A 17,943-nucleotide genomic window follows, 5' to 3' on the forward strand; every position below is an offset into this window, starting at 1 on the left:
CGCCGGACACAGCCGGTCGTCGACGATCAGCGGGGTGACCGCGAGCAGGCAGACGCAGAACGCGTCGCGGCTCGAGCGCGGACCCCGGTACACGCACCGAGAGAAGCACGTCCTCCGGCCGGGCGGCAACCGGCCAGGCCAGGCGGGCAGGATGGCGGCATGGCACTGCCTCCACTGAGCTCCTCGGGGATCGTCGGCGCCGCCGGCCGGGTCGGCGAGCCCGTCGACGTCCGCACCGGCGACCTGCGGCTGGCCGGCCGCCCGCTGCCGGTCGTCAGCCCCGCCCGCGTCTACGTCTGCGGCATCACCCCCTACGACGTCACGCACCTCGGGCACGCGGCGACGTTCGTGTGGGCCGACGTCCTCGGGGCGGTGCTGCGGATGGCCGGCGCCGAGGTGCGGACCAGCCGCAACGTGACCGACGTCGACGACGTCCTCACCCGGGCCGCCGACGCCCGCGGCCGGCACTACGACGAGTTCGCGCTCAGCCAGGAGTTCGCCTTCGAGCAGGACATGCGCGCCCTCGGCGTGCGGCCGCCGACGGCCGCGCCGCGGGCCCGGCACCACGTCTCGCACGTGCAGCAGCTGGCCGCCGCCCTGCTGCGCACCGACCGCGCCTACGTGCGCGAGGGGCACGTCTACTTCCGCGCCGGGGACGTCGTCGCCCGCTCCGGGCTGGACGCCGCCCGGGCGCGGCAGCTGGCCGCGGAGTTCGGCGACGGTCCCGACGACCCGCTGCGCGACGACCCGTTCGACGTGCCCGTGTGGCGGCCCTCCGGCGACCGCGACCCCGCCTGGCCCTCGCCGTGGGGGTGGGGGCGGCCGGGCTGGCACGCCGAGTGCGCGGCCATGGCGACGGCGACCCTCGGGCACGGCGTCGACGTCCTCGTCGGGGGCGCGGACCTCGCCTTCCCGCACCACGGCTACCAGACGGCGATGGCCGAGGCGGCCTCCGGCGTCGGCCCGTTCGCGCGGGCGCAGGTGCACGTCGGGGCGGTCTCCCAGGACGGCGCGAAGATGGCCAAGTCCACCGGCAACCTCACCCTGGTCGCCGACCTGCTGCGGGTGGCCAGCGGCCCGGCGCTGCGCCTGCTGGTGCTCGACCGGCCGTGGTCGCAGCCGTGGGAGTACCGGCCGGAACTGGTGGAGCGGGCCGCGGAGCGGCTGGACGCGCTGTACGCCGCCGCCGGCCGGCCGTCGTCCTCGCCGTCCGCCGCCGGTGCGGTGACCGACCGGCTCCTCGACGACCTCGACGTCCCCGGCGCGCTCGACGTCGCGCTGACCGACGGCGGGGACGCCGCCCGGCTGCTGGTGCGGGTCCTGTCCCTCGGCTGACCGGCCGGGACCTCCGACCCGCCGGGTCCGGGCCCGTGGACAGCCGCCCGCGCGCTCTGGTGACCTGGGCGGGTGCGCGCCTCCGACGGGGTGGACCACCCCCTGTTCGCCCGGTTCTACGCCCGGCTGGCCCCGGCCATGGAGCGGTCCGGGGCGGGGGAGCACCGGCAGCGGCTGCTCGCGGAGGTCTCCGGGCGGGTCGTCGAGGTCGGCGCGGGAACGGGGGCCAACTTCGCCCACTTCCCGGCGTCGGTCACCGAGGTGGTGGCCGTCGAGCCCGAGGCGTACCTGCGGGCCCGGGCGGCGGAGGCCGCGCGGCACGCCCGCGTGCCCGTGACCGTGGTCGACGGCGTGGCCGACCGGCTCCCGGCGGGGGACGCGGAGTTCGACGCGGCCGTCGTCACCCTGGTGCTGTGCAGCGTCCCCGACCCGGACGGCGCGCTGCGGGAGATCTCCCGGGTGCTGCGGCCGGGTGGGCGGTTGTACTTCTGGGAGCACGTCCGGGCCGACGGCGGCACGCTCGCGCGGGTGCAGCGGGGGCTCGACCGCACCGTCTGGCCCGCCCTGTGCGGCGGCTGCCACGCGAGCCGGGACACCCTCGCAGCGGTCGAGGGCGCCGGGTTCCGCGTCGAGCGGGTGGACCGGTTCCGGTTCCCCGACGCGGTGCCGCCGATGCCCACGGCGCCGCAGGTGCTGGGGACCGCCGTCCGCACCTGACCTGCGGCGGAGTCGAGTCGTCCGGCGGGTGTCGGAGGACCTTGGACCCGGGGCCGGCCGCGACCCGCCGCTGCCAGGCTGGTCCGGCCCGACGCCGAGCCCTTCTCCGGAGGCCGCCCGTGGACCGCCTGCGCACCGCCGACCCGTTCGAACCCGCGCCCCGACGGGACGAGGTGGTCGGTTTCGCCCCGCCCTACGAGCGGGACGGCGTCACCGTCATCACCGCGACCGCCTCCCGCGCGCACACCGCGACCCGCCGCGCCTCGGACGTGCCGGGCGACGGCGGGTTCGACGCCCGGATGGCCGGAGCGCGGCCGCTGGGGGCGTTCGTGGTGCGCGACGGCCGGGTGCGCTGGCGTCCGGCGGTCGACGTCACGCGGGTGATCACCACCGCGGAGGTCGTGGTGGGCGGGGTGCTGGTCGCCCGCCGGCTGGCGGCGCGGCCCAGCGGGGCCAGGGCCGTGGTGCGGATGGGGCCCGGGGGCTGGGTCAGCATGAAGGGCGGCGCGGTGGCGGTGCGTCCGGCCCGCCGGCTGTGGCGCCGCACCCGTCCGGCGCCGCCGGCCAGGCGGCGCCCGTGGTGGGCGCGGCTGCTGGCCGCCGTGACGCTGGAGTCCCTGGTCGCCTGATCGCCCGTCACCCGACCTGCCGGGCGGCCGCAGGGCCGAACCAGCGGGTCAGCGCCTCCTCGAGGCCGGCGTCGGTACCGTCCCCGACCCAGGCGACGTGCCCGTCGGGCCGGACCAGGACGGCGGCAGGGGGCTCGACGACACCGACGACCGGCAGCTCCCAGGGCCCGTCGTAGGAGGCGTCGACCAGCTGGACGCGATCGCCCCACGGTCCCACCGCGATGCTGCCCGGCTCGCCCAGGTCCAGCAGCGCCGGGCGGCCATCGTGCAGGAGCGTGGACACCCGCAGCGGACCGGCCGCGGTTCCCACGTCGAGATCGGGCATGCGGCGGCCCACCAGCGGGTGTCCGCCGTCGGTCTCGTGGCGGACGTCCAGGCCGAGGTGCAGGGCGGCCAGCCTCTGCCGGGCGCCGTCCACGGACAGCAGGTCGGCCACGACGTCGGCGAGGGCGCTCACGCGGGAGTCGGTCCGCTGCGTCGCCGACATCGCCATCGTGTGCTTCAGGACGCGGGCCGTGGCCGGGTGGCGCTCTGCCTGGTAGGTGTCCAGGAGGGTGTCCGGTGCGACGCCGTCGACCACCAGGGCGAGCTTCCACCCCAGGTTCACCGCGTCCTCGACGCCGAGGCCGACCCCCTGCCCGCCGGTGGGGCCGTGCACGTGGGCGGCATCGCCGGCCAGCAGCACCCGCCCGGCGCGGTAGGCGGCCGCCTGCCGGGTCGCGTCGCTGAACCGCGAGATCCACCGGGGGGCGCGCACCCCGAAGTCGGTGCCGTACACCGCGACCAGCGCCCTGCCGAGGTCGGCCAGGGTGGGTTCGGTCGCCGGACCCAGTTGCTGCTCGGTGACGAGCACCTGCGTCGTCCGACCGTCGTCCAGGGGGGTGAGTCCGTGGATTCCCGTCGCGTCGACGCGGACGCCCTTCGGCGTCTCCTCGGTGACCTCCACCTCGGCGATGAGGGTGGTCCTGGTCGCGTCCCACCCCGGGAACCCGATGCCGGCGGCCTTGCGGATGGCGCTGCGCCCGCCGTCGGCCGCCACCAGGTACCGGGCGCGCATCGGGGCGCCGTCGGCCAGGTGCAGGTCGACCCCGTCAGCGTCCTGGGCGAACCCGACCGCCTCTCGGCCCCGGTGGACCGGCACGCCCAGCTCGCCGATCCAGCCGGCCAGGATCTCCTCGATGCGGCTCTGGACCAGCGCCAGCGTGTACGGGTGCCGGGTCGGGACGTCGCTGACGTCCACCGACGCGTTTGCGAAGGCGACCGCTGGAACGACCTTCCCCGCGGCGAGGAAGCGGTCGGCGATGCCCCGCTGGTCGAGGATCTCGATGGTGCGCGAGTGGAAACCGCGGGCGCGCATGCCCACGAGACCCGGCGTGGAGCGCCGCTCCACGACCTGCACGTCGACCCCGGCCAGCGCCAGCTCTCCCGCCAGCATCATCCCCGTGGGACCCGCACCGGCAACGAGCACGTCGACCATCAGCACCACTTCCACGCAGACTCCCGGCGGGCAGGACCGGGGGAGTCTGAGGGACGGGGAGGGCCTTGCCGCAAGACCCCCTCAGCAGCCGCCGCTGCCGCCACCCCACGCGCCGCCGCCACCCCAGGTGCTGCCGGCGGCAGTCGACGTCGACGTCGGGGCGAGTCGGGTGTCGTACTGGGCAGGGTCGACGTAGCCGGCGCCGCGCTGGCGGCGGTCCGGCTCGGGCAGCCGCGCCCACACCACGAGGGCGAGCAGCAGCACGACCGCGACGACGATGCCGATGAGGCTCATGGCTGCTCCTCCTGCTGGGAAGGGCAGTGTGCAGCGTCGCTGACCTCGGTGCCTAGTCCATCCTCTGCCCATGGACGCCGATTCGACGTGCCCTCGTGCCCTGCTCCAGCGCGACGCGAGGGCTCTGATCGGCCTGCTCGCCGTCGTGGAGGGTCAGGCGATGGCCGGCACGTTCGACCCGGCGTTCGTCGCCCACCTCGCCCGGCGGTTCGCCTCGGCGGGGCTGCTGCCCGACGGCGCGACCGACAGGGACGTCCGGCAGGTGCTCAACGACCTCAACCACCGGGTGCGGTACTCGCTGGGCGAGCGCGATGACCCGCCGCAGTCGGTGCCGGTGCCGTAGGTCCTCCGACGGGTACAGGCGGGCCGCCCGACCGCTGGGCTGTCTCCATGACCAAGCCGGTCGACCGCGGTCTGTACTTCGGGCGGCCGTCCAGACCGGCGGACGGGACGACGTCACGCGGGGGCGCCGAGCGGCGGGTGTTCGAGCACGCGGGGCTTGTACTCCACCAGCTGGATGCGGCCGTCGAAGGTGCGGTGCTCGATCATCTCGAGGGCGACGTCCGGATAGCCGTCGTAGATGCGTTCTTCGCCCGTGGCCCCGGTGATCACCGGGAACATCACGACCCGGAAGCGGTCGACGAGTCCGGCTCGTAGCAGGGACCGGCACAGGCTGAGACTGCCGATCGTGCTGAGGAGCCCCGAGCCAGTCGACTTCATGACGCGGACCGCCTCGACGGCGTCGCCGCGGACGAGCGTGGAGTTGGCCCACGTCAGTGGCTCCTCGAGTGAGGAGGAGAACACCACCTTGGACGCTTGCGTGAGCTCGTCGACGGACGCCTCTTCCTCGGGCCTGAACTCGTCTTGGCCATCCGGGACCTCGCCGGCGGCGAAGCCCGACATGAGGCGGTAGGTGTTCGTTCCCATCAGGTAGGTGACCTCGGGCTGCTCGCCGAGCCACGCGAGGTACTCCGGGCCCTCGAGGCCCCAGAACCCGGGCCATCCCTCTCCCGATGCGTAGCCGTCGAGGGAGGTGATGAAGTCGACGAGAAGCTCCGACATGGCGGCGGCGTCCTTTCCTCGGTGTCACGAGCGTGGACCGGCCGGGAGCCACGAACTCATCGGCCGGCGCTGTGGGGCAACGAGGAGAGCCATGACGCTGCAACGTCCCGAGTTCCAGCAGGTAGATCCCGACATGGGCACGGGCTCCCCGGCCCGACAGCACGCGCACGACACCTGCGGCACTTCGCCGACGGCTATGGCTTGGACGACCGCGAGCGCGCCCGCCTCGTCGCCGACATCGTGGAGGTCGCGGTCCGCAGTGCCGCCCACGAGGCCACCGCCTCCGGTGTCACGCCGGTCGGGTGGCGCCGGCACAGGCAGCACAGGTTCTCGCAGGCGGTGCGTCCGCCGCAGGAGTAGGCGGCGACGTGGTCCAGGTCGGCCGGCGCAGCCGGGGTGGCGGCAGGTGTGGTCGCGGGTCTGGAGCCAGCGGCGCTGGGCGGCGGTGGGGGCGTAGGCGTCGGTCGCCGGGGGCCGGCCCAGCAGCGGGCACCCGCACTTCCCGTCGGGGTGGGTGGGGCAGCCGCGGCGGGCCAGCCGCTCGATCTCGGCGCGGGTGGTGGTGGCCAGCAGCCCGCCGGCGGCGTCGGTGAGCGCCACGGTCAGGGTGCCGCCGGTGGGGGCCTGCAGCCCGCCGGGGCAGACCGCGTCCAGCTGGGCCAGCAGCTCCCGCAGGTGGGCGGCGGTGATCGGCTGCCCGTCGACCTCGCCGGTCGGCGCAGCCACCGCGCCCGGCCGCGCCCACGCCGCCGGCGCCGGGCCGCCGTCGGCCAGGAACCTCGCGGGGGTGAGCGCGTCGAGCGGGGCGGTGACGGTCAGCTGCGCGGTCACCGGCTCCCGATCGTCCCAGGGGCGCAGCACCAGGTCGGCCAGCGCACCGGTCCGCAGCATCCCGAGGGGCCGGTCTTCACCGGCGGACTTGGCCGCCCGGGCCAGGCCGTCGACCGCGGCCCGGCAGGCGGTGGCCAGCTCGTGCGGCATCGTGCCACCAGCTCGGACATGCCGTCCCCGACCGGGCGCACCACCACGTTCACCCCCCGCTCGGCATCCGTGCGGCGGCGGTCGGCCGCCGCGGCGTCGCGGGCGGTCAGCTCCGCGGCCACCACCGCCTTGAGCCGGCGGATCGACAGCTCCCCCGCGCGCGGGGCAGCACCGCGGCCTCCACGGCCGCCAGGATCGCCGGGTCGGTGGCCCGCGCCTTCCAGCCCAGCTCGGCGGCGATCGCCCGGGCCCGCGGCCAGTCCAGCCGCCCCTCGGCCAGCGCCGCCCGCGTCCCCGGCAACGTTCCGCTCAGCGCCGCGGCCTGGTCGATCAGCGCGCTGGCCGCCGCGCGGAAGGTGTTGAGCACCAACGCCAGCTCGTCGGCGAAGAACTCCGACACCCCCGCCGGCTGCCCCGGCCCCCGCTCGGCGTCGGCCGCGGCGGCACCCGGCTGGCCCGGCGTGCGATCGAACGTGTCCGGGCGGTCGGCGGCCAGCCCGGCGACCAGGTCCAGCTCGTAGGCGGCCAGCATCGCCTCCAGCTGCTGCAGCCGCTGCAGCTCGGCCGCCTTCTCCTCCGGACTGCGGGCGTGCACCGGCAACGCGTCGGACAGCTGCACCGGCACCGGGTCCACCGGCATGCCGGCCGGCAGCTCGAGTGGGGCCACCGTCAGCCCCACCCCGAACCCGCTGCCACCGAACATGCCCTCAACCCAGGCCGGGGGTACGACACTTCCCGGCCTCTCACCAGCGAAGACGTCGCAGCACGACCCCGCCTCCGCGCGGTCGACCGGCTGCGGGATCCGAGCCAGGCCTCGCCCACACCGGCGCGCTCTGCACCACGCGACGCGGGACCTTCGACCCTGCCCGCGCCCGGCCCGGCCGCCCCTAACCTGTGCCGACGGCGGGCCCGACCGCCGGACCGGTGCCGTCGCACGGCGGTGGACGGAGGGTGGGTGGGTGCTGGTGAGCGCGAACGGGCAGGGCCCCCGGATCCGGGTCTTCCTCCTCGACGACCACGAGGTGGTCCGGCGCGGCGTGGCCGACGTGCTGGAGAGCGACCCGGGGATCACCGTCGTCGGCGAGGCGAAGAACGCCGCCGAGGCCCTCGCCCGCGTCCCCGCGTTGCGCCCGGACGTCGCCGTCCTCGACGTCCGGCTCCCGGACGGGGACGGCGTCACCGTCTGCCGCGAGCTGCGGTCGCGGATGCCCGAGCTGAAGGTCGTCATGCTGACCAGCTACAGCGACGACGAGGCGCTGTTCGAGGCGATCATGGCCGGCGCCTCGGGCTACCTGCTCAAGCAGATCCTCGGGCAGGACCTGGTGAGCGGCGTCCGGGCCGTGGCCGCCGGCGGTTCGCTGCTGGACCCGACGGCCACCACCGCCGTGCTGGAGCGCCTGCGCCGCGCCGCCGAGCCGGTCGGCCCGCTGGCGAAGCTCAGCGAGCAGGAGCGCACCGTGCTCGACCTCATCGGCGAGGGGCTGACCAACCGGCAGATCGGGGAGCGCATGTTCCTGGCCGAGAAGACGGTCAAGAACTACGTCTCCCACCTGCTGGCCAAGCTGGGCCTGGAGCGGCGCACGCAGGCCGCCGTCCTCGCCACCGAGCTGCGCGGCTCCGCCCCGCCGGCCTCCCGCCAGGCCTGACCGGCCCCGGCACCGGCCTCAGCCCCGGCTTCGGCGCCGGCCTCGGCACCGACCTCAGCGGGTCGGCGCCCACCAGCGCACCCGGGTGCCGCCGTCGGGCAGCGACCCCACGCTGAACCCGCCCCCGCGGGCCCGGGCGCGCGCCTCGAGGTTGCGCAGCCCGCTGCGCGCGGCGTGCGGCTCGATGCCGCGGCCGTCGTCGACGACCTCGAGCACGACCTCGTCGCCCACGTCGACGGTGACGGTCACGTGCCCGGCGCCGGAGTGCCGCGCGGCGTTGCTCACCGCCTCCCGGGCGACCGCCTCGACGTCGGCGGCGAGCTGACCGGTGACCAGGCTGTCGACCGCGCCGGACATCCGCACGATCGGGCGCAGGTCCCGGCCGGCGGTCTCGGTGACGATGTCGAGGACCCGGCGGCGCAGGCTCGTGGACGGGTCGGCGTCGGTGGCGTGCAGGTCGAAGATCGTCGTCCGGATGTCGCGCACGGTCTCGTCGAGCTGGTGGACCACCTGCCCGATGCGTCGCTGGGCCTCCGGGTCGGGGACCCGCGGCAGCACCGACTGCAGGGTCAGCCCGGCGGCGAACACCCGCTGGATGACGTGGTCGTGCAGGTCCTGGGCGATGCGGTCGCGGTCGGCGTAGACGTCCAGCCGGCGGGCCAGCCGCTGCCGGGCGGCCATGTCCAGCGCCGCGGCGATCTGGTCGGCGAAGGAGGCCAGCAGCGGCGGCAGGTCCGCCGGGAAGGGAGGCGCCCCGGGACGGCGGGCGGCGAGGACGACGACGTCCTGCGCGCTGGCCCCGGGCAGCCGCACGCCGATGCACGGCCCCCCGGCCGGCCCGAGCACCCGCCCCGGCGGCCCCGGCTCCGTCGCGTCCAGCGTGACCACCGACTCCGCCGCCACGATCGCCGCCAGCACCGGGTGGTCGCAGGCGGACACCCGGGCGTCGACGCCGTCCGCGCCGCCCTCCCCGGCCCGCGCCCGGACGACGTGGCAGCCGTCCGAGGCATCCGGCCCCGTCAACAGCCACGCCGTGTCGGCCCCGGTCAGCTCGGCCACCCGCGCGGCGATCAGCGTCAGGGCGTCGTCCGGGGTGGAGGCGCTGAGCAGGCAGGCACGGACGTCGGACACTGCCGTCGTCCACCGCCGGCGGGCCTCGCCCTCCTCGTACAGGCGGGCGTTGTCGATCGCGATTCCGGCGGCGCCGGCCAGCGCGGTGAGCACCGCCTCGTCCTCGGCGGTGAACACCCCCTGCCGCTTCTCGGTCATGTACAGGTTGCCGAACGCCTCGCCCCGGACCAGCACGGGCACGCCCAGGAAGGACCGCATCGCCGGGTGGTGCTGGGGGAACCCGACCGACGCCGGGTGCCGCCGGAGGTCCGGGATCCGCAGCGGCCGCGGATCGGTGATGAGCTGGCCCAGCACGCCCTTTCCCTCGGGCAGGGCGCCCATCCGGGCGGCCAGCTCGTCGTCGATGCCCACGGTGATGAACGCGGCCAGCCCTCCGTCGGGCGCCAGCACGCCCAGCGCGCCGTAGCGGGCGTCGACGAGGTCGGCGGCGACGTCGACCAGCCGGTGCAGCGTCGTCTCCAGGTCCAGCCCGGTGGAGACGTTGAGGAAGGCGTCGAGCAGGTGCTGCACCCGGGCCTGGCTGCGCGCGACGGCGGTCAGCCGGTCCTGCACCTCCTGCAGCAGTTCGGTCAGGCGCATGCCGGCCAGCGGGGACTCCGTGGCCTCTGGGTGCCTCCCCGGCTCGGACGGCGCAGGCGACATGTGCGACCCCCTCTTCGCACAACCGAGACTTCCACGTCCGGAATGCGAAGGGAACCGGATTCCTGCGGATCGCGCCGATCAGGCGGGGTAGGGGATGGCGGAGGGGGAGACCCGCCCCGCCGGCAGCGGAACGGCGCGCCAGCCGCGCACCAGGTCCATCGCGACGGTGACGTAGCGCCGGTCCGGCCACGGCCCCGGGCCGGCCCAGGGCAACCCGTCGAGGGCGGCGACCTCCGCCGGGTCGGTGACTGCCCGGGAGGGGCCCACCACGGTGACCGCCCAGCCGGTCCGGCTGTGCTCGTCGAGGCAGTCCGCCTCGAACGCGACGACCGCGCCCCGGGTCCCCAACAGCAGCGGGCTGCCGTCCCGGGCGGAGATGACCACGCGGCCGTCGTACACGTGGAAGGGGACCGGCTGGATGGTCGGCAGCGCGTCGAGGCTGAACGCCAGCCGGCCGATCCGGACGGTGCCGATGAGGGCGCGGCACTCCTGCTCGGCCAGCACCTCGACGACGCGGTCCTGGTCCGTGGTCGGCACGGGGGTCCTCTCGCAGCCGTGGGCGGCACACCCGGGGTTGGGGGGCCGCACCTGGTCAACGGCTCGGCCTCACTGTCCGCGGAGGCCGATGGCGGTGCGCAGGGACGGAGGTCCTGAGACCGACGGTCGACCGTCCTGCACGACCGTCGCACGGCACCGGCCGGGACGCGACCCGGCCGGCGCGGGCAGGTGGCGGGCGGGCGGCCAACACCCGGGCACCGCTCACCGGGCGTCGTCCGCCAGGGGGACGACGGCGACCGGACAGGCGGCGCGGTGCAGCACGCCGTGGGTGGTCGAGCCCAGCCGCGCCAGACGGCGGCGCCGGTGGCCGACCACCAGCAGCTCGGCGGTGAGCCCGGCGGCCACCAGGGCGCGGGCGGTGCGGTCGCGCACGACGACCTCGCGCACCGCGACGTCGGGGAACTTGTCCGGCCAGCCGCCCAGGGCCTCGGCGAGCAGCCGCTGCTCGTCGGCGAGCACGCCGGCCCAGTCGATCAGCGGGGCGACCGACTGCAGGGCCGTGTCCAGGTCGACGTCCTGCCAGGCGTGCACCGCGACGAGGTCGGTGCCGCGCGCGGCGGCCTCGGCGAAGGCGAACGCCAGCACGTCCTCGTCACCGGCCCGGCCCTCCACGCCGGCGACCACCGACCGCCGGCCGCGGACGACGGCCGCGGTCTCGTCGGGGACGACCGCCACCGGGCACGGGGCGTCCAGGGCCAGCGCGTTCGCGGTGGACCCGACCAGCAGGCCGGCGACCCCGCCGACGCCCCGGCTGCCGACGACGACGAGGGCGGCTCCCGCCCCGGCCTCCCGCAGCGCCTCCGCCGGCCCCCTGTCGGCCACCGACCAGGAGACCCGGCCGGCGCCCAGCGCCTCCTCCGCCTGCGCGGCCGCGGCCCGCAGCACCGCCTCGGCGCTGCTCTGCAGCAGGCCGGGGAGGTCGACGTCCTGCGCGGGGCGTGCGGCGATGCCGCCCCGCGGCCAGGCCACCGCGGAGACGAGGAGCAGCGGCGCCTCCCGCAGCCGCGCCTCGTCCCGCGCGAAGTCCGCCGCCCGGGCGGCAGCGGCGGAGCCGTCGACGCCGACGACGACCGGTCGGGTCCCTGAGTAGGTCACGGCTCCTCCTCGCTGGCGCGGACTCCGCCGACGCTAGGGCGGGCCGGGGGAGGCCCCCCAGGGTCACGCGGCGCAGGGCCCGGGGACCTCCGTCCCTGCGGGTGCCCGCCGCAGGTCCCTCAGCGCACCGCCGCCGTCCGGCCGGGCTGCCGCTGGGACGGGACCAGCGGCCGGGGCACCGGGACGACCAGGACCGGGCAGGCGGCCGCGCCGGCCAGCGCCACGGCCAGGGTGGCCGGCGAGTTCGGCGCGCGCCCCACCACCAGCAGGTCGGCCGTCCGGGACGCCATCAGCAGGGCGTCCGCGGGGTCGCCGTGCCGCACCTCCACCGTGACCGGGACGCCGGGGTGGCCCTCCCGGCGCGGGGCGACGTACTGCTCGACGAGGTCCCGCTCGGCGGCGTCCACCGCGTCCCGGTGGCGGTCCTCGGCCCCGCCGGGCACCTCCCGGCGGCGGGTCCAGGTGTGCAGCACGTGCAGGCCGGTGCTGCGCAGGGCGGCGGCGGTCACCGCGGCGTCCAGCAGGTCGGCGGTGCCCGGTCCGCCCTCCACCCCGACCACGACCCCGGAGCCGGCCGCCGGTCGCGGGCGGTCGACGAGCACCGGGCAGGCCGCGCGCCGCAGCAGCGCCCCCGTCCCGGGGTCGAGCCGGCCCGCCGTCCCCCGGACCACGACGAGCTCCGCCTGCCGGGACTCGTCGGCCAGCACCAGGTCGGGCGGCCCGTCGCGGACGACGACGGTGACCGAGCCGGCGGGCAGCGCCTCGACCGCCGCGGCGCGGGCCCGCTCCAGCTCGGGCCCGGCGGGGACGGCCGTCCGCGACGGGACGGCCTGCACGATGCGCACCGGCAGCAGCCGCCGGGCGGCCTCGGTCGCCGCGGTCCGGGCGGCTGCGGTGGTGGCGTCGGACCCGTCGACTCCGACGACGACGGGGCGGAACCGGCGGGCGGACGAGGACATGGGGAGCTCCCTCGGTCTGCGGGTGCGCCTCTCAGCATCGACCGGAGCGGGGTCGGAAGACCCGGGCCGGGCGTCCCGGGCGCCACCGACCAACGTCCCTCCCTGCCGGCGCCGGCCGCCGACACGATCCGACGGGACGCCGGTCGACCGGCCCGGACGCTCGAGGGGACGGCCGTGCACGCCTGGGTGGTGGAGCAGCCCGCGCCGATCGACGAGGGACCGCTGGTCCGCGTGGAGCGCCCGCTCCCGGAACCGGGGGCCGGCCAGGTGCGCGTCGACGTGGTCTGCTGCGGCGTCTGCCGCACCGACCTGCACGTCGCCGAGGGCGACCTCCCGCCGCACCGGCCCGCGGTCGTGCCCGGCCACGAGGTGGTGGGCCGGGTGGCCGCGCTCGGTCCCGGGACCAGCCGGTTCGCCCTCGGCGACCGGGTGGGGGTGGCCTGGCTGGGCCGCACCGACGGCACTTGCCGCTGGTGCCGGCACGGCCGGGAGAACCTCTGCACGGCACCGGTCTTCACCGGCTGGGACGTCGACGGCGGCTACGCAGACGCCTGCCTGGTCGACGAGCGCTTCGCCCACCGGCTGCCCGACGGCGTCGACGACGAGCACGCCGCGCCGCTGCTGTGCGCCGGGATCATCGGCTACCGCGCGCTGCGGCTGGCCGAGGTCCCGCCCGGCGGCCGGCTGGGCGTCTACGGCTTCGGCGGCAGCGCGCACCTCACCGCCCAGGTGGCCCTGGCCCAGGGGCTGCGGGTGCACGTGCTCACCCGCGGCGAGCACAACCGCGCCCTGGCCCGCGAGCTCGGCGCGGACTCGGTGGGCGACGCCCGCGACGCCCCGCCCGAGCCGCTGGACGGCGCGATCCTCTTCGCCCCGGCCGGCGACCTCGTGCCCGTGGCGCTGCGGGCCCTCGACCGTGGCGCCACCCTCGCCGTCGCCGGCATCTGGCTCTCCGACGTCCCGCGGCTGGACTACGCCGCCGAGCTGTTCGGCGAGCGCCGGCTGCGCAGCGTCACGGCCAACACCCGCCGCGACGGCGAGGAGTTCCTGACCCTCGCGGCGCGGCTCGGCGTCCGGGCGACGACGGTGGCCTACCCGATGGACGACGCCCCGCGGGCGCTGGCCGACCTCGCGCACGGCCGGTTCGGCGGCGCGGCGGTCCTGCACCGCTGAGCGGAGTGCCACGGCGCGGTTCCCGCGCCCCTCGCACTCCGCCGGGAGCCGTCAGGCGCCGAAGCGGTGCTCGAAGCGGGCCGACAGCAGCGTCCCCAGGACGGCCGGGATCCAGAAGACGAGCAGGCGGAAGGCCAGCGCGGCCGCGCAGGCGTCGGCCAGCGGCGCGCCGAGGGCGGTGAGCGCCAGCAGCAGGGTGACCTCCGCGGCGCCGGGGGCGCCGGCGGCGGGCAGCAGCGCCCACAGCAGGTGCAGGCCGGCGTAGGCGGTGGCGGTGGCCAGCACCGGCACCGACGCCCCGACGGCGTGCATCGCGGCGGCCAGCGCGGCCGCCTCGAGGGCGACGCCGACGACCGACCAGCCCACCTGCGCGCCGCGGTGCCACGGCCACCCGGCGCCGTCCCGGCCCGGGCCCCGGCCGAGGGTGCGCACGACCTGCCGGCGCACGTGCGGCCCGGTGTCGTTCCGGCGGGCCAGCCACTGGCCGGCCATCACCAGCGCCCAGGCACCCAGGCCCAGCGCGACGGCGGGCACCAGCGCCGCCGGGGTGCGCCAGCTGCCCAGGCGGCCTTCCTGCAGCGCCAGCGCGAGGGTGCCCGCGGCGACCAGGACCGCCGCGACGACCTCGCCCGTGACGAACCGGGCGACCGCCCGCCGGGCCGCGTCGGGCAGCACGCCGGCCCGCTCCAGGAAGCGCGCCGCCGACCGGCGCCACCCCTCACCGCCGTGCAGCAGCGACGCCCCCTCGGCGCCCATCGACGCGCCGTAGGTCCGCCCGAGGGCCAGCCGGCGCTCGACGGTCAGCAGCGCCGCGGTCGCGTGCCCGGCCCGGGCGAGCACCGCCAGCGCCACCGCGGCGCCCAGCCAGCGCCACCCGTCGTCCTCCACCGCGTCGACCAGCCCGGGTGCGCCGGCGAGCAGCGGCACCCCGACGAGGACCAGCACGCACCCGGCGGCGACGGCCAGGCGCGCGGCGGCGCCGGGCGGCCCGAACTCCGGCCGGTCCGGGTCGGGCAGGTCCAGCCGGCGGCGGACGGCGGTGCGCAGCGCGTCCAGCCGGGGGCGGTCCGCCCGGACCTCGGCGCGGGTCGCCGACGACAGGCTCAGCGGCGCCAGCCCGGGCAGCGCGGTCGCCACGACGTCGCCGCCGAGGACCGCGACGGCGGTGTCCACGACCAGCGCCGGGTCGGTGCGCAGCGCGAGGGAGGCCATCAGCTCGGCGACGTCCCCGGCCATCGCGTCGTCGTCGGCACCGGTGAGGGCGTTGCCGAAGTCGACCACCCACACCCGCCCGGCGGCGTCGACGAGGACGCTGGCGGCCACCAGGTCGTGGTGGGCCACCCGGGCCTCCCGCAGCAGCGCGACCTGGTGCCACACGCGGGTGAGCAGCGCGGGGGTCAGCTCGTCGGCCGGCAGCTCGTCGAGCCCGCGCCCCGGCACGAACTCCTGCACGACGAGCGCGCCGCGCTCGCTGCCCCGGGCGAGCAGCACGAGCGGGACGCGGACGCCGCGACCCCGCGCGGTCATCGCCGCCACCGCCTCGTGCTCGGCCTGCTGCCCCAGCGGTGCGACGGCGTCGGCGTCCTTGACGTCGCGCACCGCCAGCAGCCGCCACAGCCGGTAGAGCCAGTCGCGCTCGAAGCGGTCCGGTTCCAGGAACTTGACGTAGAGCCGGCCGCCGCGCTCGTCGACGGCCTCGAACGGGTGCGAGCTGCGCGCCCGCACCGCCGCCGGCCGCAGCTCGCGGACGGGCAGGCCGTAGCGCTCCAGCAGCCGCCCGACCGGTGCGGTCCCCACCTCCCGCCGCGGCACGCCGAACGCCCAGTGGACCAGAGAGCCGATCGCCCAGCCCAGCGCGAGGCCGCAGACGACGTCCAGCGGCAGGTGCGCGCCGACGTACACCCGGGCCAGGGCCACCGTCCAGGCCAGGGCCCACGCCCACCGCCGTCCCCGCCGGGACACGTACGGCACGACGGCGGTGGCCAGCGCCGCGGCCACCGCGGAGTGCCCGGAGACGAAGCCGAGTCCGCCCACCGGCCCCTCGGGCAAGTTGACCTCGAGCTCGAAGCCACCCGGCCGCTCCCGCTGCACCAGGTTCTTGACCAGGTCGGCGGCGAGGTAGGCCAGGCCGCCGGAGACCAGCAGGTCCCGCGCCAGGCGGAACCGCCGGGTCAGGGCGGCCAGGCCGGCGAGCACCGGCACCGCCACCACGTTGCCCAGCTGCATGACCGCCCAGACGACCGGGAAGACCGCCGCGGGCAGGTCGTTGACGAGGCGGAACACGTCCCGCTCGAGCACCGGCAGCACGCCCCGCTGGGCGACGAGGAGGCCCAGCCCCAGGACGGCGAGCCCCAGCCCGGCGCGCACCAGGTCGACCGGGTGCCGTTGCACCGGCCGGCGACCCGGGCCCGGCCGCGGAGCCGGGAGCTCCCGGCCGGCGGGCGCGGCGACGCGCGAGGTCATGCGGGGAGTCCACACCGTCCGCGCCCGGCCCGCTCAGGGTCTTCCGGCCCGAGCACTCCGTCCCGCCGGACACCGACCGAGGGCGGTGTCCGGCCGACCGCGGCCCCCCGACGCTGGAGGGACCCCGCCGGCGGCCGGCGCGACCGCGGAGGCCGGGCGGGCGAGCGCGGAGGACCGACGCCGTGACCGAACAGCACGACCTCTACCCGGTGCGGGTCGACGCGGCCCTGGAGTCGCCGCTCTCGCGCTGGCTGTGGCTGGTCAAGTGGCTCCTGCTCGTCCCGCACGCGATCGTGCTGGCGTTCCTCTGGATCGCCTTCGTCGTCCTCACCGTCGTCGCCTGGTTCGCCATCCTGGTCACCGGCCGCTACCCGCGGCCGCTGTTCGACTTCGACGTCGGCGTGCTGCGCTGGAGCTGGCGGGTGCACTACTACGGCTACGCGGCCCTCGGCACCGACCGGTACCCGCCGTTCACCCTCGCCGACGTGCCGGACTACCCGGCGCGCCTGGACGTCCCGTACCCCGAGCGGCTCTCCCGGGGCCTGGTGCTGGTGAAGTCCTGGCTGCTGGCCATCCCGCACCTGCTGGTCGTGGCGCTGTTCGCCGGCGGCGGCACCTGGCTGGCCGGCCGGCAGGGGCCGGACGACTCCTGGTGGGCCGCCGGCGGGCTGGTCGGCCTGCTCGTGCTCGTCGCGGGCGTCGTCCTGCTGTTCACCGGCCGCTACCCGGAGCCGGTCTACGACTTCGTCCTCGGCATGGACCGCTGGGTGCTGCGGGTCGCCGCCTACGTCGCGCTGATGACCGACCGCTACCCGCCGTTCCGCCTCGACACGGGCGGCACCGACCCCGCGTCGGCGCCCGGCGCCCCGCCGCCGGCGCCGGCCGCACCGTCGGGGCGTGCTGCCGGGTGGTCGGCCGGCCGGGTGGTCGTGGTCGTCGCCGGCGCGGTGCTGCTGCTGGCCTCGACCGGCCTGCTCGCCGGGGGCGGTGGGCTGGCCTGGGCCGACGCGACGCAGCGCGAGGGCGGCTACGTCTGGACGCCGACCGAGGACCTCAGCACCGAGCAGTACGCGCTGGCCACCACCGCGATCACCCTGGACACCGCCGGTGAGGAGTGGCTGGTCGACGACGTGCTCGGCGACGCCCGGCTCCAGGTCACCGCCGAGGACCCGTCGACCGAGCTGTTCCTCGGCGTGGCGCCCAGCAGGGACGTCGCCCGGTACCTCGACGGCGTCGGCCGGCGCGTGGTCGCCGAGGTCGGTCCCCAGGGCGGCGACCCGGGCGTGGAGGTGCGCGGCGGTCCGCCGGCGCAGCCCCCGGGCGACCTCGACATCTGGACCGCGCAGGCGCAGGGCCCCGGGACGCAGACCCTGACCTGGACGCCGTCCGACGGCGCCTGGACCGTCGTGGTGCTGCGGGCCGACGGCAGCGCCGGTGTGGACGTCGCGGCGCGCGCCGGGATCACCGCACCGGCGCTGCCCTGGCTGTGGGCCGGCCTGCTGGTGCTCGGCGGGCTGTTCCTGGTGGCCGGTGTCCTGCTGGTGGCGGTGGCCGTGCAGCGGGCGCAGGCCGTGCCCCCCGGGGGTGTGCCGCCCGGCGGTGTGCCGGCCCCGACCGGTCCGCCGCCCGGTCCGGCCCCGGCGATGCCGGCCCCGCGGCCCGAGCCGGCTCCCGGCAGCCCGGCCGGCACCCCCGCGCCGGGGAGCGAGCGCTGACCGGCCGCCGGTGGTCCCGCACGGTCCCGTAGGCGCGGCGATGCGCGCCGCTCGGCCGGGGGCGGG

The 17,943-nt window shown here is 77.4% G+C and carries 17 protein-coding genes; 7 read left to right on the forward strand and 10 right to left on the reverse strand.

The features are described from left to right. Nucleotides 1-159: 159 nt before the first annotated feature. From ACI79D_RS16540 to ACI79D_RS16550, 3 genes are all read left to right on the forward strand, one after another. The gene (locus ACI79D_RS16540) at nt 160-1,335 is read left to right on the forward strand and encodes a cysteine--tRNA ligase (RefSeq protein WP_456919534.1); all 1,176 of its coding nucleotides are present in this window, start codon (nt 160-162) and stop codon (nt 1,333-1,335) included. 72 nt (nt 1,336-1,407) lie between these two features. Continuing rightward, nucleotides 1,408-2,052 carry a class I SAM-dependent methyltransferase gene (locus tag ACI79D_RS16545; RefSeq protein ID WP_456919535.1) on the forward strand — a complete coding sequence of 215 codons (645 nt, stop codon included), beginning with the start codon at nt 1,408-1,410 and terminating at the stop codon, nt 2,050-2,052. 119 nt (nt 2,053-2,171) lie between these two features. Continuing rightward, complete coding sequence (locus ACI79D_RS16550; RefSeq protein WP_456919536.1) at nt 2,172-2,681, forward strand: hypothetical protein; 510 nt, start codon at nt 2,172-2,174, stop codon at nt 2,679-2,681. A 7-nt stretch (nt 2,682-2,688) separates the two neighbouring features. Here the strand turns inward: ACI79D_RS16550 and ACI79D_RS16555 are convergent, their stop codons facing one another. Together ACI79D_RS16555 and ACI79D_RS16560 are read right to left on the reverse strand one after the other, a co-directional pair. Next, a complete protein-coding gene (locus tag ACI79D_RS16555) occupies nt 2,689-4,173 on the reverse strand; it encodes an FAD-dependent monooxygenase (protein WP_456919537.1) in 1,485 nt (494 codons plus the stop codon). A 66-nt stretch (nt 4,174-4,239) separates the two neighbouring features. After that, nucleotides 4,240-4,452: a hypothetical protein gene (locus tag ACI79D_RS16560; RefSeq protein ID WP_456919538.1), complete on the reverse strand. Its 213-nt coding sequence runs from the start codon at nt 4,450-4,452 to the stop codon at nt 4,240-4,242. A 70-nt stretch (nt 4,453-4,522) separates the two neighbouring features. Between ACI79D_RS16560 and ACI79D_RS16565 the strand changes: the two genes are divergently transcribed. Beyond that, nucleotides 4,523-4,795, forward strand: coding sequence for a hypothetical protein (locus ACI79D_RS16565; RefSeq protein WP_456919539.1), 273 nt, complete (start codon nt 4,523-4,525; stop codon nt 4,793-4,795). A 113-nt stretch (nt 4,796-4,908) separates the two neighbouring features. Here ACI79D_RS16565 and ACI79D_RS16570 read toward each other — a convergent pair whose 3' ends face one another. From ACI79D_RS16570 to ACI79D_RS16580, 3 genes are all read right to left on the reverse strand, one after another. Continuing rightward, on the reverse strand, nt 4,909-5,514 hold the full coding sequence (locus ACI79D_RS16570; protein WP_456919540.1) for a dihydrofolate reductase family protein: 606 nt from the start codon (nt 5,512-5,514) through the stop codon (nt 4,909-4,911). Nucleotides 5,515-5,538: 24 nt separating this feature from the next. Then, entirely contained in the window at nt 5,539-6,495 is a 957-nt protein-coding gene (locus ACI79D_RS16575) for a hypothetical protein (protein WP_456919541.1), read from the reverse strand. Between the two features lie 106 nt (nt 6,496-6,601). Beyond that, the gene (locus tag ACI79D_RS16580) at nt 6,602-7,198 is read right to left on the reverse strand and encodes a hypothetical protein (RefSeq protein WP_456919542.1); all 597 of its coding nucleotides are present in this window, start codon (nt 7,196-7,198) and stop codon (nt 6,602-6,604) included. Between the two features lie 262 nt (nt 7,199-7,460). Between ACI79D_RS16580 and ACI79D_RS16585 the strand changes: the two genes are divergently transcribed. After that, on the forward strand, nt 7,461-8,141 hold the full coding sequence (locus ACI79D_RS16585) for a response regulator (RefSeq protein WP_456919543.1): 681 nt from the start codon (nt 7,461-7,463) through the stop codon (nt 8,139-8,141). A 54-nt stretch (nt 8,142-8,195) separates the two neighbouring features. Here the strand turns inward: ACI79D_RS16585 and ACI79D_RS16590 are convergent, their stop codons facing one another. The 4 genes from ACI79D_RS16590 to ACI79D_RS16605 all read right to left on the reverse strand — a co-directional run bounded on the left by ACI79D_RS16590 (nt 8,196) and on the right by ACI79D_RS16605 (nt 12,526). Continuing rightward, entirely contained in the window at nt 8,196-9,851 is a 1,656-nt protein-coding gene (locus tag ACI79D_RS16590) for a GAF domain-containing protein (RefSeq protein ID WP_456919544.1), read from the reverse strand. A 141-nt stretch (nt 9,852-9,992) separates the two neighbouring features. Beyond that, nucleotides 9,993-10,451, reverse strand: a complete 459-nt coding sequence (locus tag ACI79D_RS16595; protein ID WP_456919545.1) for a pyridoxamine 5'-phosphate oxidase family protein — start codon at nt 10,449-10,451, stop codon at nt 9,993-9,995. 222 nt (nt 10,452-10,673) lie between these two features. Further along, entirely contained in the window at nt 10,674-11,567 is an 894-nt protein-coding gene (locus tag ACI79D_RS16600; RefSeq protein WP_456919546.1) for a universal stress protein, read from the reverse strand. Between the two features lie 119 nt (nt 11,568-11,686). Then, complete coding sequence (locus ACI79D_RS16605; protein ID WP_456919547.1) at nt 11,687-12,526, reverse strand: universal stress protein; 840 nt, start codon at nt 12,524-12,526, stop codon at nt 11,687-11,689. A gap of 174 nt (nt 12,527-12,700) precedes the next feature. Between ACI79D_RS16605 and ACI79D_RS16610 the strand changes: the two genes are divergently transcribed. Then, nucleotides 12,701-13,699 (forward strand): zinc-dependent alcohol dehydrogenase family protein, encoded by a 999-nt coding sequence (locus ACI79D_RS16610; RefSeq protein ID WP_456919548.1) that lies wholly within the window; start codon nt 12,701-12,703, stop codon nt 13,697-13,699. 51 nt (nt 13,700-13,750) lie between these two features. Here ACI79D_RS16610 and ACI79D_RS16615 read toward each other — a convergent pair whose 3' ends face one another. After that, nucleotides 13,751-16,162, reverse strand: coding sequence for a phosphatase PAP2 family protein (locus ACI79D_RS16615; protein ID WP_456919549.1), 2,412 nt, complete (start codon nt 16,160-16,162; stop codon nt 13,751-13,753). 182 nt (nt 16,163-16,344) lie between these two features. On the opposite strand from ACI79D_RS16615, the gene ACI79D_RS16620 reads away from it, so the two are divergent. Beyond that, nucleotides 16,345-17,877 (forward strand): DUF4389 domain-containing protein, encoded by a 1,533-nt coding sequence (locus ACI79D_RS16620; RefSeq protein ID WP_456919550.1) that lies wholly within the window; start codon nt 16,345-16,347, stop codon nt 17,875-17,877. Nucleotides 17,878-17,943: the final 66 nt, after the last annotated feature.

Source organism: Geodermatophilus sp. SYSU D00708, from assembly GCF_054050115.1.